14 protein-coding genes and 1 pseudogene are annotated in these 18,341 nt (G+C 40.3%); 13 read left to right on the top strand and 2 right to left on the bottom strand.

Annotated elements, in window-relative coordinates; genetic code table 11:
- The first annotated feature begins 4 nt into the window (after positions 1 to 4).
- From AC6CHV_RS08550 to AC6CHV_RS08540, 3 genes and pseudogenes are all read left to right on the top strand, one after another.
- The gene (locus AC6CHV_RS08550) at positions 5 to 466 is read left to right on the top strand and encodes a chemotaxis protein CheW (RefSeq protein ID WP_498078719.1); all 462 of its coding nucleotides are present in this window, start codon (positions 5 to 7) and stop codon (positions 464 to 466) included.
- Between the two features lie 33 nt (positions 467 to 499).
- A pseudogene (locus tag AC6CHV_RS08545) lies at positions 500 to 859 on the top strand (response regulator).
- A gap of 87 nt (positions 860 to 946) precedes the next feature.
- Positions 947 to 2,704 (top strand): methyl-accepting chemotaxis protein, encoded by a 1,758-nt coding sequence (locus tag AC6CHV_RS08540; protein ID WP_498078718.1) that lies wholly within the window; start codon positions 947 to 949, stop codon positions 2,702 to 2,704.
- 902 nt (positions 2,705 to 3,606) lie between these two features.
- On the opposite strand, the gene AC6CHV_RS08535 is transcribed toward AC6CHV_RS08540, so the two are convergent.
- Positions 3,607 to 4,551, bottom strand: coding sequence for a LysR substrate-binding domain-containing protein (locus AC6CHV_RS08535; RefSeq protein ID WP_498078717.1), 945 nt, complete (start codon positions 4,549 to 4,551; stop codon positions 3,607 to 3,609).
- A gap of 166 nt (positions 4,552 to 4,717) precedes the next feature.
- On the opposite strand from AC6CHV_RS08535, the gene AC6CHV_RS08530 reads away from it, so the two are divergent.
- The 7 genes from AC6CHV_RS08530 (at position 4,718) to AC6CHV_RS08500 (ending at position 12,714) form a co-directional block, all read left to right on the top strand.
- Positions 4,718 to 5,515, top strand: a complete 798-nt coding sequence (locus AC6CHV_RS08530; protein WP_498078716.1) for an aldolase/citrate lyase family protein — start codon at positions 4,718 to 4,720, stop codon at positions 5,513 to 5,515.
- Between the two features lie 334 nt (positions 5,516 to 5,849).
- A complete protein-coding gene (locus tag AC6CHV_RS08525; RefSeq protein WP_498078715.1) occupies positions 5,850 to 7,052 on the top strand; it encodes a hypothetical protein in 1,203 nt (400 codons plus the stop codon).
- 175 nt (positions 7,053 to 7,227) lie between these two features.
- Positions 7,228 to 8,016, top strand: a complete 789-nt coding sequence (locus AC6CHV_RS08520; protein WP_498078714.1) for a creatininase family protein — start codon at positions 7,228 to 7,230, stop codon at positions 8,014 to 8,016.
- Between the two features lie 56 nt (positions 8,017 to 8,072).
- Positions 8,073 to 8,834, top strand: a complete 762-nt coding sequence (locus AC6CHV_RS08515; protein WP_498078713.1) for a creatininase family protein — start codon at positions 8,073 to 8,075, stop codon at positions 8,832 to 8,834.
- Between the two features lie 313 nt (positions 8,835 to 9,147).
- Positions 9,148 to 10,098: an NAD(P)-dependent oxidoreductase gene (locus AC6CHV_RS08510; protein WP_498078712.1), complete on the top strand. Its 951-nt coding sequence runs from the start codon at positions 9,148 to 9,150 to the stop codon at positions 10,096 to 10,098.
- Between the two features lie 7 nt (positions 10,099 to 10,105).
- Entirely contained in the window at positions 10,106 to 11,077 is a 972-nt protein-coding gene (locus AC6CHV_RS08505) for an acetamidase/formamidase family protein (RefSeq protein ID WP_498078711.1), read from the top strand.
- Between the two features lie 212 nt (positions 11,078 to 11,289).
- On the top strand, positions 11,290 to 12,714 hold the full coding sequence (locus AC6CHV_RS08500) for a Sapep family Mn(2+)-dependent dipeptidase (RefSeq protein WP_498078710.1): 1,425 nt from the start codon (positions 11,290 to 11,292) through the stop codon (positions 12,712 to 12,714).
- A 165-nt stretch (positions 12,715 to 12,879) separates the two neighbouring features.
- On the opposite strand, the gene AC6CHV_RS08495 is transcribed toward AC6CHV_RS08500, so the two are convergent.
- The gene (locus AC6CHV_RS08495) at positions 12,880 to 13,935 is read right to left on the bottom strand and encodes an Ldh family oxidoreductase (RefSeq protein WP_498078709.1); all 1,056 of its coding nucleotides are present in this window, start codon (positions 13,933 to 13,935) and stop codon (positions 12,880 to 12,882) included.
- A 383-nt stretch (positions 13,936 to 14,318) separates the two neighbouring features.
- Between AC6CHV_RS08495 and AC6CHV_RS08490 the strand changes: the two genes are divergently transcribed.
- The 3 genes from AC6CHV_RS08490 to AC6CHV_RS08480 all read left to right on the top strand — a co-directional run bounded on the left by AC6CHV_RS08490 (position 14,319) and on the right by AC6CHV_RS08480 (position 18,041).
- Positions 14,319 to 15,179 (top strand): SDR family NAD(P)-dependent oxidoreductase, encoded by an 861-nt coding sequence (locus AC6CHV_RS08490; RefSeq protein WP_498078708.1) that lies wholly within the window; start codon positions 14,319 to 14,321, stop codon positions 15,177 to 15,179.
- 627 nt (positions 15,180 to 15,806) lie between these two features.
- Entirely contained in the window at positions 15,807 to 17,252 is a 1,446-nt protein-coding gene (locus AC6CHV_RS08485) for a CoA-acylating methylmalonate-semialdehyde dehydrogenase (protein ID WP_498078707.1), read from the top strand.
- Positions 17,253 to 17,939: 687 nt separating this feature from the next.
- Entirely contained in the window at positions 17,940 to 18,041 is a 102-nt protein-coding gene (locus tag AC6CHV_RS08480) for a putative holin-like toxin (protein ID WP_498078706.1), read from the top strand.
- The last annotated feature ends 300 nt before the right edge of the window (positions 18,042 to 18,341 follow it).

The following is an 18,341-nucleotide window of genomic DNA, read 5'->3' as shown; positions in this document are numbered from 1 at the left end:
GAAAATGGAAGGTCAATCAAAAATCATTGTTTTTCGATTAGAAGACCAGGAATATGGAGCAGATATACAAAAGATAAAGTCAATCGAGCGACTTCAAGAAGTTACCCGTATTCCAAATGTACCTGAATTTATTAACGGGGTGATCAACCTTCGTGGAGAAATAACCCCGATTATAGATTTAAAAAAACGATTAGCAATGGGGCAAACAACTCCAACAACTGAAACTAGAATTCTCATTGTCGAAATAAATGATTTACAAATAGGAGTAATTGTAGATGCAGCCACCGATGTAATGGACCTTGATTTATCCCTTGTTGATTCTGCAACAGACGTTATACATGGAATTAATGAATCCTATATAGTAGGAGTTGCGAAACTTGAAAAACGCTTACTCCTTCTATTGAGTTTGGAGCATGTCTTAAATAAAGAAGAAATAAATGAGGTAAGGGATACAATTGAAGTTTAAACAATCAATAGTGAGTGATTACAGGAGGATATAATGGCGAAAGCATTAGTAGTGGATGATGCGGCTATCATGAGAATGCAACTAAGAGATATTCTGACTAAACTTGGACACGAAGTAATAGGTGAAGCAGAAAATGGGTTTAATGCAATAGAAAAAATACAACGAATTAACCCCGGAAATTGTCACAATGGATATCACAATGCCTGAGATGGATGGTATTCATGCGGTGACAGAAATAAAGAAGAACCATCCTAATGCCCAAATTATTATGTGTTCTGCAATGGGCAACAAGGAATGGTAATAGATGCAATCAAAGCAGGTGTGAAAGACTTTATTGTAAAGTCACTTTCAATGGATCGAATAAAAGAAGCACTAGATAAACTTGTTAAATAAGAATATACAGAACTAGTTGAAGTTGAATCAATGTTTAATATTTTATAATTCCTTTGATAAACAAATTTGAAAAAAAGGTGAGCTAAATTGAAACGATTAACGTTTTTTTCTTCAACAATCAAAACAAAACTTATAACTATATCAGTCTTGCTATTAATAATTCCTTTATTGATTTCGGGCTTTGTCTCCTACGAACAAAGTAAGTCTAGTTTAGACGAAATAGGTAAAACCAACTTAAAAAACAGTGTAGAAATGACCTTAATGTTGATTAACTCTGTAAATAATGAAGTAGAAAAAGGTAATCTTTCTTTGGAGGAGGCCCAGGAAAAGGTAAGGGTCTCCATTTTAGGGGAAAAAGATTCGGAAGCCGCCAGACCGGTAAATGAAAACATTGACTTAGGTGAATATGGGTATTTATTTGTACTAGATGAACAGGGGAATGCACTAGCACACCCAAATTTAGAGGGAACGAACATTTGGGATAATAAAGATTCCGATGGGGTGAAATATGCACAAGAAATTATTAAGCGCGGAAAAGAAGGTGGTGGTTTTACCTTCTACGAATTCCCTCTCCCGAATGATAAGAATAAAATCGAACAGAAGGTGACATATTCAAAGACCGATCCACACTGGGGTTGGATTGTTTCCTCCGGTACGTATATGAAGGATTTCAACAAGCCAGCAGAAGAAGTGTTGAATAAGGTTCTACTTGTAATTGCGATATCCTTGCTTATTGGAATTTTGGTGGTATGGTTGTTTGCCAATCATATTTCTTCACCTATCAAAAAGGTGTCTACATGTATGACTCAACTTGCAAACGGTGACTTAACGAATGAAGATATTAAACTTAAATCAAAAGATGAAGTTGGCCAACTCGCGTTGGCAATGAATCAAATGCAACAAGGGTTAAAAAACATGATTATAAATATTGCAAAATCCTCCGAAATGATTACTAGCCAAAGCGAAGAACTTACACAAAATGCCGATGAGGTGATGGCTGGAAGTCAACAAATAGTTACAACAATGGAAGAATTGGCAAGAGGTTCTGAAGAACAAGCTCATTCATCTACTTCTCTGAATGAAAAGATTGGGTCTTTCGCACATGAAATTATGCAGGTAGCAACTCAAGGGGAATCCGTTAAAAACGATTCAGACATGATGCTTAAGTTAACAGAGGATGGAAGTCATTACATGGAAGAATCTATTCAAAAAATGGTGAATATCAATAAAAATATGAAGGAATCTCTTTCAAAAGTGAAAGGATTAGATCAAAAGGCAAATGATATTTCTAAACTCGTCAATGTAATTCAAGAAATCGCAGCCCAAACAAACCTTTTGGCTCTAAATGCAGCGATTGAGGCAGCTCGGGCCGGAGAACATGGAAGAGGGTTTGCAGTTGTTGCGGATGAAGTCCGAAAGCTTGCCGAACAGGTAAGTGAGTCAGTTTCAGATATCACAACCATTGTAGCGGATATCCAAAATGAGTCGAAACTAGTTGTGGATTCACTTGATGAAGGGTACCACTTAGTAGATGAAGGAACAGGTCATATTCAAACCACTGGAGAAACATTTACACACATTAAAAATACAATAAAAGAAGTCGATAATCAGATAAACACAATGGCAACCTCTCTTTATACAGTATTAGATGATACAAAGTCCATTAATGGTGCCATTGAAAATATTGCATCTGTTTCAGAAGAAAGTGCTGCGGGGATTGAACAAGTGTCAGCAACCACACAACAATCAAGTAGCTCCATGGAGGAAATATCAGCAAGTGCAAAAATGTTAGAAGAAAACGCAGAACATCTAAATAACTTAATACGGAAATTTAAAATTAATTAGACTTTTGTTATTCATGATCTATTAGGTATCAAAAGAAACTTAGGGGCACCGGGGATACTAGTCTGGTCAATAAGACAAAGAACTAAACATATAGAATTTAGTATGCTCATTTCCTAAGAAACTCCTACTGCAGACGTAAACCATTTGGAGTAGCTTTTCACTCGGAATAAAAATAATTAGTTTATAAAGATAATTCATAAGTCTACGAAGTCTGAAGGCATGAACTTTCCAGCAAAAAGGGCACACTGTAAGACTTTTTTAAATCAGTAGAGTAAATAAATTATAGAAAAGATTAAATAGCCTAGGAGATAAAACAGTGGAAAAACAATATAAGATTGCAGTTATTGCTGGAGATGGAATCGGGCCAGAGGTATTAACTGAAGGAATAATGTCGAAAAGCAACGCTTACAACTGATGGTTGTAAGCGTTTTTTGTGTGCAAGGCATGTTCATTAGCTTGAGTGTTGAGAGTCCGTTCTAGGCGTAGGAATATACGAGCATCAAAACTTACATGAAAAACTAAAAATAAGTATGCCCAAATAATCTTTCATATGCTATATTCGGAAAGTTTTAGTTGGTTAAATTATTATTTCACGTTAAAACATAGAAGAAGGCTTGGTTTGATAAAAGTTCATAAAGTCCAAATGGTTGTAATGTCATATCACGAGGAAGATTTTCATCGTTTTTTCTCGGCTGACGGGAGAAGCGAATAGCACATTTAACAGACATATACAAACCTGTTGTAGTCTGAGCCAACATTGGTAATTAATCGGATTGTAAGTACCTTTGAATGTGTCGTATTCAAAGACACCTGGATCAAGACGGAAAATGCAACTAGTTTTTTAGGGTGATTAAACCTTTCAATTTCAACAATTCAGAAAAAAATTGGTAGATTGATTCGTGTTAAACGGGATTTGTAATGAATGATTTCTTTTGCAAAAGAAAATATTTTTCATAATATTCTTTTGCGAGATGTATAAAATATTTTTCCGCCATGGATAAATGACTGCCTTTACTATATGCAACAATGTTATCCCATTCTCCAACTGGATCAGGTAGGAAATATACCGATGAACTGTTAGGAGTGATGTATCCCATCGGTATGATGGATATGCCGTATCCTTTTTCCACCAGGTTGTATAGGGTTGTTGCGCTACTGCTTTCAAAAAGGATATTGGGCTTAAATCCTGCCTCAGCAAACATTTTATCGGTAATCATACGGATGGTCATGCTAGGGTTTGCCAGCATAAAATATTCGTTCCTAAACAGATTTAAGTCGATTTTAGTTAGTCTACCTGCCTGTGCCAAATCTGCTAGATAGGCAAGATGGTGTTTTTTTGGTACCGTCAGCACAAAACTTTCATGAAGAAGCCCACAGTAGGTAAGCGCGGAATTTTCAAGCCCGGTTGTGCTAAATACAAGATCTAGCAACCCTATTGCTGCCTGGTCCTCCATCTCTTTTGCACGTCCCTCGGTCAACTCGATGTTTACGTTGGGATATTTCTCGTTAAACTTCGGGAACACGCTAGCAAACATCTCGCTTGCCTTATTAGATGATATACCAATCTTAATTACACCACTCTTGCAATCTATGATATCGCCAATTTCCTTTTGCATCTGACGATGCCTTTTCAAAATATCCCGTGCGGCTTCTACATAGATCTTTCCTGCATTTGTAAGCGGCCAAGCCCCTGTCACGCGTTTGAACAGCTTAGTCCCGATTTCATCTTCCAGCTTAGAGATATATTGACTCAGCGCACTCGGAGATATAAACAACTCTTCAGCGGCCTTGGTTAATACCTGCCTGTCCGAAAGATGGATTACATATTCTAACTGTCGTAAATCCATAATTAGACTCCATCTCCTATTAAGTTTTACTTAACGATATCTTCAGTTTATACAGATTGACTATATATCTTGACCTCATTATATTTGAGTTATAAGGCATATTCAACAACTTGTCTTCGTTGTTTACACGGAATCTATTTTTAACAATTTCTAAGGGGGGACATTTATGAGTAGGGCATATTGGGACACTGCAAAACTGAAGAAGTTACGAGAAGGTGGAAAATTATTAGCGGCATGGGGACAGCTTGGCAGCAACCTAAGCGCCGAGATATTGGCAGAGGCAGGGTTTGATATATTGGTAATTGATATGGAGCATGCACCAACATCAATCTCTGATACAATCTCCATGATACAGGCGACAAAAGGAACAGATTGCATCCCCTTTGTGAGGGCACCCTGGAATGATGTGGTAGGTATCAAGCAAATCCTTGATACAGGTGTTTACGGGATCCATATTCCATATGTGTCAACAAAGGAAGAGGCGGAATACGCGGTGAAGTGCTGTAAGTACCCGCCACAGGGTTTCAGAGGTATTGCAAGCAGCCACAGGGCTGTAAATTACAGTCTAAATAAAATGGAGTATTTTCAAAAAGCCAACCAAGATGTAATCGTGATTGTGGCAATTGAGACTCCAGAGGGAGTGAAAAACATAGAAGAAATAGCATCGGTAGAAGGTGTCGATGGCATATTTATTGGTCCGTCCGATTTGTCCACATCCATGGGTTATTTGGTTAATCCGTCAGCCGATGCCGTACAGGATGCAATTCGAACCATCGAGGATGCAGTATTCAAAACGGAGAAATTTCTCAGCACCATTGCTCCTAATGTACAAGCTGCCAAAAAGCTTTTCGATAAGGGGTACAGAATTGTTTATACTATGTCCGATGCAGTTCAGTTGGCCCAATCAGCACGCGCCGAAATTTCAGAATATAAAAAAAATATCGACAAAGAGCGTTTAGAGTAAGATGGATTTAATTAAGCTAACTCTAATATTTGAGATGAGAGGGTCAAAAGGTTTAGAGCTATGATAACATACACTTTGTTTGTCACTATTCGTAGCAAATGAAAAAAGTATGAAACTAGGGAATAGCCAAAGAGCGGAAATAGAGGAGATAGCGTATTTCACTTTGACCGTGACAACGGAGAACTTCAACGGGATGATTAACATCGATTATCCTCTCATGCACGACTAAGTTCTAGGTCAAAAGACCTCGGAATCATAGCACATGACAAGGCCAAGTTTTTATAGTAGACCATAATCTATTAGTCTATAAAAAGAAAGGAAGAAGTTTATTATTATGTGGAGTTCTACATTATTTGCGATTATGTTTTTCGCAGTCACAGCCGCCATTGGTGATTACATTTCCTTCAAAACCAGAGGCATCTTAAACAGTCTGCTCTTCATGTGTATTATCTATATGGTAGGCTATATGACTGGGTTCATACCCGAGACAACGCCGGCAGATACAGGCCTGGTGGCCATACTAGGCGCATTCGCTACAATGCTCATTATCACCAGTATGGGTACAATGATAGAGTTAAAGCAGTTCGTTGACGAATGGAAGACCGTAGTGATTTGTTTTGCTGGTCTACTTGTACTCGGACTCATCCTTATACCTGTATTAACGATGCTTTACGACCGTTCGATGGCGTTCGCTGCCTTACCACCCGTTTCAGGAGGCATAATAGCGACCGTAATGATCAGTGATGCGGCAAATGCTGTGGGAAGACCGGAGATTGCGGTATTCGCGGTACTGCTGTGTACACTTCAGAACTTAGTGGGAGTGCCACTTTCATCATACTTTCTTGGAAAATACTGCAGAACATATATCAAGACCGACGCTTTTCTCAAGCCCGGCGAAGAGCTGGCAGCTACGGCTGAGACCGTCACAAGTGCAAGTAAGACAAGAAAGCCTTTTGACATCCGTCTATTTAAGCCAATGCCAGACAACATCAACACACCCGCCATGATTGTCGCCAAAGTGCTTCTTATCACGTATTTGAGTTACTTGCTTTCAACGGTTACCCACATACCTTCTGCCGTATTGGCACTGGTGTTAGCCCTATTGTTTACAGAACTTGGCTTCCTCGATAGGAATGCCTTGCAGAAAGCCGGCATGATGAACTTCATCATGTGGACACTAGCGTGTAACCTGATTCCTAGTTTTGCGACAGTTACTCCTGAGTCACTTGCAGGCTTGACGGTAGCTATCATTGTGACTCTGCTTGTTGGCGCTATTGCCCTATCAATCGGCGGCGGTATCATGAGTAAGTTATTAAAAACGGACTTCCGTCTAGGATCGGCTCTGGCCCTTACTTCCATGTTTGGTTTCCCTTTTACATTGATAATTGCAACAGATGTAACCCGCACCCTGAACCTCCCTGAGGAGCAAGTAAAGAGGCTACAGGAGTTCATCATACCTAAAATGGTCATTGCAGGTTTTACCACGGTCACTATAACGTCCGTTCTCATCGCAGGAGTAATAGCACCTCTTTTGTAAACGGATACACAAAAAAAGAAAGCGTTTACCTAGGATTCGACTTTGGCTTAATATCCGAGAAAGTCAACTAAAATCGGTGGGTTAACTCTTTACCGTTAGACTGATTCCCAACATGGGTATTTTCTATTTTCTTACTAAGTCTGCCACGCACATCTAAATAACGGGAGGTTATATTATGAAAACAATTCAAATGGAACAAATGAGTTGGCCTGAAATCAAGCAAGCAATGGAGGATGGCTTTAAGACGGTGATCATTCCTGCGGGCTCCGTCGAACAACACGGCCCACACTTGCCAGAATGTACCGATACGTACATAGCACAGGCGATAGCAATAAGATTGGCGGAGAGTCTGGGCAAGACTTTAGTAGCCCCAGCCATCCGACCGGGTCTGTCTTTGCACCACATGACTTTTCCAGGTACGGTAACCCTGAGACCTACGACTTTCATTTCAATCGTAGAAGATTATATCGACTGCTATGTTAAGCACGGATTTAAGAATATCATCATGTATTCTGGGCATGGCGGCAACTTCATTACATTGGATAAGTTGGCGATCGAAGCAAGAAAGAAATATCCGGGGCTTACTATACTTAACTGCATAAACAACAAGGATATGGAAGTAATCTTTCCCGACATGGAAAGAATTGAAAATCTTCCAAAAGGAGCCATCGGAATGGCACACGCATGCGACTATGAAACATCAATGATGTTAGCTCTGTGCCCGAATCTTGTTAATATGGCTGTCGTAGAGAAGGGCACTACCTCTGAACTGACAGATGAAGCGTTAGAATTGCTATATCGTGATGGCATATTCGCAATTACAGAGAACGGTGTGCTGGGTGATCCTAGTGCAGCAACCGCCGATAGGGGGGAACGGCATCTTAAGCGCATGGTTTATGAATGTGAGAGAAAAGTCAGAGCAATTATTAACTTTACCGAAGTTGAAGTTATTCAACCAGTTTAAGAATGCATGTGGAGAACCAGATATGCAAAATACATTTGAACTTAGGAGGTTATTTTATGAAGACATTATTCTTGGAACAAATGAGTTGGCCTGAAATCAAGCAAGCACTGGAGGATGGTTTTAAGACGGTGATCATTCCGGCGGGTTCCGTCGAACAACACGGCCCGCAACTGGCGGAGTGTACTGATTCGTATGTAGCAGAGGAAATAGCAATAAGATTGGCAGAGCGTCTGGGCAAGACTTTGGTAGCCCCCGTCATTCGTCCAGGTCTATCCTTACACCATATGACTTTTCCAGGTACGGTAACATTGAGACCCGAGACATTTACTGCAATCGTTGAGGATTACATTGATTGTTACGTTAAGCATGGCTTTAAGAACATCATCATGTTTTCAGGACACGGTGGAAATTATAGGTCGTTGGACGAGGTAGCAATTGCAGCAAGAAAGAAATATCCGGAGCTTACAATATTTAACGTTATTAATATTAAGGATATGGAAATAATCCTCCCTGACCTGGAAAGAAGTGAAAGTCTGCCGAAGGGAGCCATCGGAATGGGGCACGCCTGCAATTATGAAACCTCTATGATGCTTGCGCTTCACCCCGATCTTGTTAACATGCCTGTCGCAGATAAAGGCAATACCTCTGAGCTGAATGATGAGACGTTGGAAACACTGTACCGGGATGGCATATCCGCAATCACAGAAAATGGTGTGCTGGGCGACCCGAGCGCAGCAACCGCCGACAGAGGGGAACGATATATTAATCGCCTTGTCTATGAATGTGAGAAAAAAGTCAGAGCATTGGTTGAAATATAATCAGTGCGGAACAAGTAGAGAAGTAGACATGTAGAACATCAATAGCCGTATTTAATGCCTTTAGGTTCTAATAGGTTAAAAATACAATCGGATGTGAAAATGGAATACAAAATGAAAACGTTGTGTTAGAGCAAATGAGCTGACCTGTAAGAATAAATCGCTGGAGGTTATATAATACAGTGGTCTTTTCAATGCCATACTGGGACAGAGGTGGAAATGTCCATCTATTCATAAAACCAATAGTCCATATATGTTTTCATTCGTGGTTCCGAGTGGCAAAACAAAGGAATTATTTTCCCATGGAGGATATCTAATGAAAGTATTGATCCCACAACCTATTACCGAATTGGGTGTGAATTATCTGCTGGAAAAAGGGTACGAGGTGGTTGTTCTTAATGATCATTCGGAAGAGAATATTATAATAAATGGAAGAGATGCCGACGCTATGTTGGTTCGCACAGCCCAATATCCAAGGTCAATCATTGAAGCATGCCCAAAACTGAAAGTCGTTAGCCGTTTTGGCGTTGGCTTCGACAACATAGATGTAGCTGCCTGCACAGAAAAAGGCATTTGGGTTTGCATTGCAGCGACGGGGAACGCCAATGCTGTGGCAGAGCACACGATAGCGTTTATACTTGCGGTTGCGACCAATCTTAAATATCTAGACAGACAGACACGAAACGGCAACTGGGAATCACGTAACAAAAACAAAGGCAGAGAAGTAGTTGGGAAAACTGTTGGCATTATTGGCTGTGGCAGAATTGGCCGGTTGGTAGCCAAAAAAGCTGCACTTGGGCTGGGAATGAATGTGATTGGTTATGATCCGTACTTGCCCATTGATACGAAACTAGAATATATAGATAGAAAAATTGAAATGGAAGAGGTGCTTGCGCAAGCGGACTACGTATCAGTGCATACACCATCCACACCGGAAACAATCGGACTGGTGAATGCCAGTTTTCTGAGGCAGATGAAGCCGACAGCGACATTGATCAATTGTTCCCGTGGCGCTGTTGTAAACGAACAAGATCTTTTTACTTCGCTAAAAGAGAAATGGATTTACGCAGCTGCGCTTGATGTGTTTGTCGATGAGCCGGTTAAGAACGACAATCCCCTGCTCATGCTGGACAATATTATTTTGAGTCCACACAGTGCCAGTTTGAAATTTGAAACCATGGACGCGATGGGACTACAAGCGGCGGAGCAAATTCATGAAGTGCTAAGCGGGAAACGCCCGTCCTATCCCATAAATGAGATTGGGTAGGGAGAATGTGAAGCTCGAAGAAAATAAATTTACAATGATGAATGGGGAATTTACTATGGAGTACACTTTATCGGATGAAAAATATTTTTGTTTTTGGAGCGAAGAGAATGAGCCTGTCCTGACAATTGATTCCGGAGATACTGTAGAATTTGAAACCAGGGATAATATAAATAATCAGTTTCGAAAACAAAGTGGGAATGTTCCATTTGAGCCGATTACTTATGATAAAGTCAATGTCAATCCAGTCACTGGTCCTGTTTACATCCGTGGAGCCATGCCTGGTGATGTTCTGGAAATTAAAATTGAAAAGATTGAGTTAAAAGACGACGGCATAATCATTGCTTCGGGTGGAAAAGACGTTTCCGGGCATCTCGGGGATTTTTTCGAGGGTGACTACATTAAAGTATGCCCTATCAAAGAGAGTATAATTACCTTTAACGACAAATTGAAACTCCAGTCAAAAACTATGATTGGAGTGTTAGGTGTTACACCGAAAGAAGAAAAGATCTGGGCGGGTTACAACGGCTCATGGGGAGGAAATCTGGACAATACCATGATAGCCGAAGGTGCTACTATATATTTGCCGATTGAAGTAGAGGGCGCTTTAGCCGGCTGCGGTGATGTCCATGCATTGATGGGAGACGGCGAAGCTGGCAGTAACGGAGTCGAATGTCCTGCTCATGTTACCTTGACTTTTACGGTTCGTAAGGATTTGAAACTTAACGCTCCTGTCCTTCAAAATAAGGATTTTTTCACCACCATCTCAACTCAAAAGACTTCAGATGAGTGCATTCGGGAAAGTACAAGAGCAATGTTCCGCATACTTAGTGAGAAAACTACATTACAGCCACAGGAGATATGCATGCTGATGTCAATTGTCGGACACAATCAGGTTTGCGTTGCTGTAAGTAAAAGAACCAAAACATTCCGATTTTTAATGCCGAAGTACGCGATAGAACCATTTGGATTTACCTTTTAAATTGAGCGGATATGGGGTGCTGATGTGAGCACTGATTCAGAATGGATGGAACCGATGTTGAATAGTCAACATTTTATAGCATCTTGTTAAGGATCTGCAGTCATTCCTGATAGCTACTAAGTTATGACTTCGGTGGTGACTGTATATATAATTGTTGATTGACCTATAGTAATTTTTTTAATGAGGGATACTGCAAGAAAGGACAGATGAGTATGACAGGAGATGTTGAAGCTGCAGTACATGATTTTATGCGGCAATATAGGTCGGCCATGGTACGTGACATTATGGAACTGTGCAGAATACCCAGCGTGCGCAGCGAAGCGGGGCCAAGCATGCCCTTCGGACAAGAGTGTGCCGAAGCAGTGAAAGCGGCGGCTACGCTTGCGCGGCGCCTGGAGTTTGAGACTGATGAATATCCTCAGCAGGGTTACGCGGTGGCAAGCTATGGTACAGGTGATAAAACTATCGGTTTTTTTGGCCATTGTGACGTGGTACCCGCAGGGAGTGACTGGACCTATACTAATCCCTATGAGCCTGTAGAAAAAGAGGGTATTCTGATTGGCCGTGGAGTAAGGGACAACAAATGTGGTGTTGTGGCTGGTCTGTATGTAATGAAGGCGGTACGAGAACTTAAGTTGCCGGTACGAACAAAACTTTTAACGTTTATGGGAAGTGACGAGGAAAACGATATGTACGACGTGATGGCGTTTACGGAAAAGGAGCCACCCCTCGATTTGTGCATTGTGCCTGATACCAGTTTTCCGGTATGCATTGGTGAAAAAGGCTTGCTGGAAGTAACAGCAAGCTGTCAAACACCCTTTAAGCAGATTGTTAGCGTAAGTGGTGGGACGATGGTGAATGTCATCATCGGTCGTGCGGTTGCGCAGATTCACTTGAATGATGAACTGTACGAAGAATTGGAGCAGCTGTGTGTCGGAAACGATGATTTTACCCTGACTCGAGGTAATGGCCTGATCACGCTAGAAGCGCGAGGACGCTCGGGACATGCGGCCAAACCAGAAGGTACGGTTAATGCCGTTCGCTTATTAGCTGAAGTGTTGGCCAAGTGTGAAAGCCTATATTCAGAGGACCGTGCAATCATGACCACGGTCGCAACAGCATTAGCCGACGACTATGGCAAGGGGATGGCTATGTCTGATGAGCCATCCGGTAGCATGACGGTATCCTGCGGTTTAGCGAGAACTATAGATGGTAAATTTAGTTTAACTTTTAATCCAAGGTATTGTGTTACCTCTACCGTGGAACAGGTGTTGGAAGGTTTCAGAAACTTCTTTGGGCAGAGGGGATGGGTGTTGAGTGATATTAATAACAACAACGGATACTACACCCCACCAAGTACGCCTGCTGTTCAGGCATTAATGAAAGCTTATAGCCAGATAACAGGTGATAAACATAGGGAACCATACATCATGGGAGGCGCAACTTATGCTCGTAAGCTAAAAAATGCCATTCCTTTCGGACCCAATTTCCCGTGGGTGAAGAAACATATCCAGTTTGATGCAGGTCACGGCGAAAGCCACCAGCCAGACGAGGCATTGGATGTAGAGAGTTTTTTGACAGCTATGGAGATATATGTACATGCTGTGCTTGAGATGGATAAAGTTCTTCACGATTAAAAAAGAGTATAACATCTTGAAATAAAAACAGGAACATAGTTTGTAATATAAGAATGGAATTAAGGAAACAAAGAAAGTGCACGAAGCAGAGGCTATGTGCACTTTTCACTTTTATTTACCCTTCTTCTTGCTGATTGTCTACACTTTTACCACTGTACAATCGTTTTATTTGATTTCCAGTAGAGCTTCCACACCAAATTCTATTGCAAATTTATTAAGCTCACTAACAATTGCCTTAGAAATCGGTATACCATTTGTTTTACGTTCGTGCTCGCGTGTCCATTCAAGTTCTCCCGGTAGCAGTAGTTTTTCAATTCCCTCAATGTGCTTTACAGCACGAAAATCGGAAACAAACTGTTCCATTATTCTGTTGATATGCTCTTCTGACATAAAACAATCCGGTTTAATGGCGATAAACATGTGCGGAATTGACTGTTTACCACTTGTATCAGCATTTGGGAGGATCCCCCTCGAATACTGACCGCCACTAAGTGTCCCTACGATTATTTCTATCATCATGGCAATTCCTACGCCTTTATAACCAGCTATGGGCTGCAGAAAACCGTCAAGCGCCTTTTGAGCATCCGTCGTTGGATGCCCATCCCGATCTGTTGCCCAATCTTTGGGTAACGCCCATCCTTCTCTCGCATATGATATGATTTTATTTCGCGCGGTAACTGAATTGGAAATGTCAAGCATTATTGGAAATTCACGCCACGGAAATGAAATGGAAAACGGGTTATTGCCAACAAAGGCTTCAAGTCCTCCCCAGGGTGCCATCATCGCAAGAGATTCCGTAAAGGCTAAACCAATATATCCCGCTCGTGCTGCATGGCAGGTGTAATATCCTGCCGCACCGAAATGACATGAATTTTCTACAATTGAAAACCCAATCCCGCATTTTTCCGCTTTTGACATTGCCTTATCCATCGCAAACACAGAAACCGGTGGCCCCATATTCCCTCCACCATTTATGTAGCAGGCTGCTGGCATTTCATCGACTACCCTGATATCGCTGTGACCAGCTGTCATAAATCGACTGACATAAAACGGAAGAAGATTGATCCCGTGTGTATCGACTCCGCGAAGGTTAGACGATACTAGCGCATCAGTTACTATAGTTGCATAGTCATCGTCGACCCTACATTTTTTTAAGGCAACCTTACACCACTGTCTGAGCCTGTCTTCCGTAAAAATACAATAATCTGGTGATTGTTTCATGCTTTTCACCCTTTCAAGTATTTGTAAAGTATCACCTATCTGCATCATTATGCTATATGCGATGAAAAACAATTTAATATTAATTAAGGCTCGTTAAGTAAAATTTAATAATCCGAATTCTCGTATACAGAGGAAACAATGTTACTTATTTTTTGCTAGTTCATCCAGGGAATTGTTCGATCCTAGCCTCCGCAATCTCCTACTATCGCCTGTCTGTATGGCCGATTTCTTATTCGTTCTGCCGTAAATCCATGACGGGGATGTTGCTATCTATTAAGTTTTACTTAATAAAATCTTCACTTAATGTAGATTGCCCAAAATTTATTGGTGTAGATATACTACAGTCAAATGACACTTTTAACATGTCTTTAGAAGTGTTAGTTATGATTAGAATATTCTTAGTACCAAAATATGAGGTTTATGAATTTAATAAGGTGATATTGCCGGAAACGGAAAGGAGAAGAAAAATCATGAAACTGAATCTGACGGATAAAGTTGTAGTGATCACTGGTGGTGGCTCTGGCATCGGAAAGGCAGCTGCACTGGAATTTGCACGGGAAGGGTGTACACTTGCAATCTGTGGTCGCACAGAAAGCAAGCTAGAAAGCGTTCGAGACGAATTAGAATCGTTGGGATGCAAGGTATATACACAATCAGTGGATGTCTCTGATATTACTGCGCTGAAGGAATTTGCAGCAAATATATATCATCAGTTTGGACGTATTGACGTTTGGGTCAATAATGCGGGTATGAACATAAGAAAGCGCATTTGGGATTATACCGAAGAGGAATGGGATCAGATTGTAAACACCGATTTTAAAGCAGTTTTCTTTGGTTCCCTTTCTGGAGCAGAATATATGCGGCAGAATGGAGGAGGAGTCATAATCAATGTTTCCTCCTATTCAGCTCTTATTCCAAATGCCGACCGTGCAATCTATTCGGCCGTGAAGAGTGGTGTACTAAGCCTGACGAAATCCTTTGCTGCAGAGTACGCTCAGTTTGGTATCCGTGTATTGTCGATATTACCTGGCCTTATCAAGACAGATATAGTGTCCTGGCTTAACGATTCCGATACCGCCTCTTATACGGTAGATGTGGCGGCTGGACGATTGGGAGCACCGGAGGATCTTGCAAGACCTATAGTATTCCTTGCCTCCGATGCAAGTGGCTATATGACCGGTACTCATGTGGAGATCAGCGGCGGGAAATTATGTGTGCAAAAACCGTCGCTTTCCTGGCTGTGAGGAAGAATATGAGGAGTATAATAAACCAGCCCATTTTGATGCTAGCACCTAAGTCTATACGAGATTGCCCTTATTCCAAGTACCAATGTCAAGATAAGTGCGGATGGGAGATTAATAGTAGAACCGTTCTTTTTGATCAGTGTTTATTGAATGGAAAACGAACATCGCTGGTAGGAAGGTGTCACTACGCTCATTATTAAACCTCCGGTTCATTTGGTGTGTTAGGAAAGCTTTGTGATTCTTGTTTTTTTTACCTTCGTAGTCATCTAAGAGTACGATAACTTGCCATACAAAATGCGCTCGTAGCTTATAATCTAGCGACCTTAATCCATAAGTTGAACAGTGCGTAGGAACTTAGACGATGAAATGAAGAAAGATAATTAGAGTTAAATGCTCTTCTAACGAAACATCAAAAGTTCTAATAGATTATCGGAAGTGCCAAAGGTAGAAGACAAAGGGGCCACGTATGCAGTGCTGAGGGAATGATTCGTGTACTTGGGATATGATTAAATACTTATGAGGTTAGAGCGAAAAGCTAAAGAGAGTACTAGAGATAACTATGTTTCCCCTGACAAATAAGAATAGTCACAGTATGAATAGTAATTTTACAAAAGGAGGTTTTCAATCATGGTAGATGTGTTAAGGAATTTTATTAATGGCCAATGGGTTGAATCTAAAACAGATAGTCTGGTAAATTTGGTGAATCCCTCCACTGAAGAAGTATTCGCAAGAGTTCCTTTATCAACAAAAGAAGATGTAGATAATGCGGTAAAATCAGCTAGAAGAGCCTATAAAGAATGGAGTAAAATTCCTGTACCCAAAAGAGCGCGTATGTTATTTGATTATCAACAACTTCTAAAAAATAATCACAAAGAACTTGCTCTATTGATTACAAAGGAAAACGGTAAATCTTATGATGATGCATATGGAGAAGTATTGCGAGGGATAGAATGTGTTGAATTTGCTGCAGGGGCTCCGACTTTATTGATGGGAGAAATGTTACCAGATATCGCTTCAGGTATTGAATCTGGAATGTACCGTTATCCTGTCGGAGTAGTTGGCGGAATCACACCATTTAACTTTCCAATGATGGTCCCATGCTGGATGTTTCCTTTGGCCATTGCTTGCGGTAATACATTTATTTTAAAACCTTCGGAGCGTACTCCTCTTTTAGCACAAAGATTAGTAGAGTTATTTGATGAAGCAGGGCTACCAAAGGGCGTATTAAATATTGTCCATGGAGCCCATGATGTAGTGAACGGTATGTTAGAACATGATGATATTGATGCAATTTCATTTGTGGGTTCACAGCCTGTAGCTGAGCACGTGTATAAAACTGCCACAAGATATGGAAAAAGGGTTCAAGCATTAGCTGGAGCTAAAAATCACTCCATTATTCTATCGGATTGTGATATGGAAAAAACAATCCCAGGAATAATTAATGGTGCATTTGGAAGTGCTGGACAACGTTGTATGGCAACGTCAGTCATTGTAGTTACTGAAGATATTGCTGATGAAGTTGTGAGTAAACTAAAAGAAGCTGCCGATGGCATAAAAATAGGTGATGTATCTGATTCAAGTGTAAATCTAGGACCTGTGATTCAAGGATCTCATTTAGATAAGGTAGCATTATTGATTGAACGAACCCTTGAAGAAGGCGCAGAACTAGTACGTGATGGAAGAAAGGATGTAGAACATTTAGATAAGGGGTACTTCATAGGAGCTACTATATTAGATAATGTTACTACTGAAATGAATATATGGAAAACAGAAGTATTTGCCCCTGTTCTATCAGTAATTAGGGTTAAAGATTTAGCAGAGGCAATTGAAATTACGAATAAATCAGATTTTGGAAATGGATCTGTCCTATATACTCAAAGTGGTAAATCAGTCAGACAATTTAGAGAAAATATAGAAGTTGGTATGTTAGGAGTAAATGTAAATGTACCAGCACCAATGGCATTCTTTCCGTTTTCTGGTTGGAAAAACTCATTCTATGGGGATCTTCATGTAAATGGTAAAGATGGTGTGAATTTCTATACTAGAAGAAAAATGTTAACCTTAAGATGGTAAATTAATAGAATGCCTGTTATCAATAGTATAAATTGGTAACAGGCATTTTTGATCCTGAGGCTTACACAAGAAATATAGGACACATAATTTTAAGCCCATCTTTACGTTGATTCATAAATTTGCTGAAACTAGGGGAACCCAAAGAGCCTAAAAATTATTAATTCCCTTCCGCAAGTTTGAAGAGAACGATGAAAAAAAGAGGGAAATAGTACACCAGCAACCTTCTAATGCTGCAGGTAAAGTAAAAAAACAATTTCGAGTGAAACGAAAGTCAAGCAGGAGAAAGTTCGAGGTAAACTTAAACAATCTACGGACTGATTAAAGAATAATAGAAATTAAAGATATTCATATATTATGGATAGATTAAGACGCTCTCTTCTAGGTTATTACAATTATTATTGCTTTACAGATAATCCGAAGTGTAAATAAAGTCAGAGACAACTGAATACTTACTGTTTAAATAGCTCAACAAGGGGAAGTCGAAGTTACTTTTGATAAATTCTGACCTTTTCTTAAAAAATACCCTATCTGTGGCGAAGCGGAAACTGAAGGAAGCTTAGGCACATCTTCTTTAAGTTTTTTGGCACATCTAGGGAAAACGAACAGAATTTGGGGTATAATGGAGTTATACAGTTGAAGCAGGGTGGGCAATGTGGTCACTTCCCATATAGAAGGGAGGTGGCAATAATGGTTACTGTGTACGAGGCGCTAACTCTCATGATTACATTTGGAACCTTAATCGTAGCAGTCATTGCCGTAGCTATTTCTTTAAACACAAAAAGAAAATAGCTCACCCTGCTAATGTCCGTTAGATGGTGAGCTATTTCTTGCTTACTTAGGACCACTGCTCTTCTTGCAGTAGACTGTATGTGGAGAATTGGTTGCTCGAACAACCAATTCTCTTTTTAATATTATGTTCTTATATTTATAATATACCATTTTTAAAAATAAATTCAAAATACTTATTACTATTGTATTTTTTCATATACAATCTAATGATAAAAGAGATAAGCCCATAGTGTGTAACGGATAAGATAAAATCTGTCTGTTAAACATTATGGGCCTTTTTTCTTTAATGGAAAAGAATAA

This window comes from Ferdinandcohnia sp. GQ5 (genome assembly GCF_059759275.1).
The sequence above is the reverse complement of the archived record's forward strand: the minus strand, read 5'-3'. Positions and strand labels throughout refer to the sequence as shown.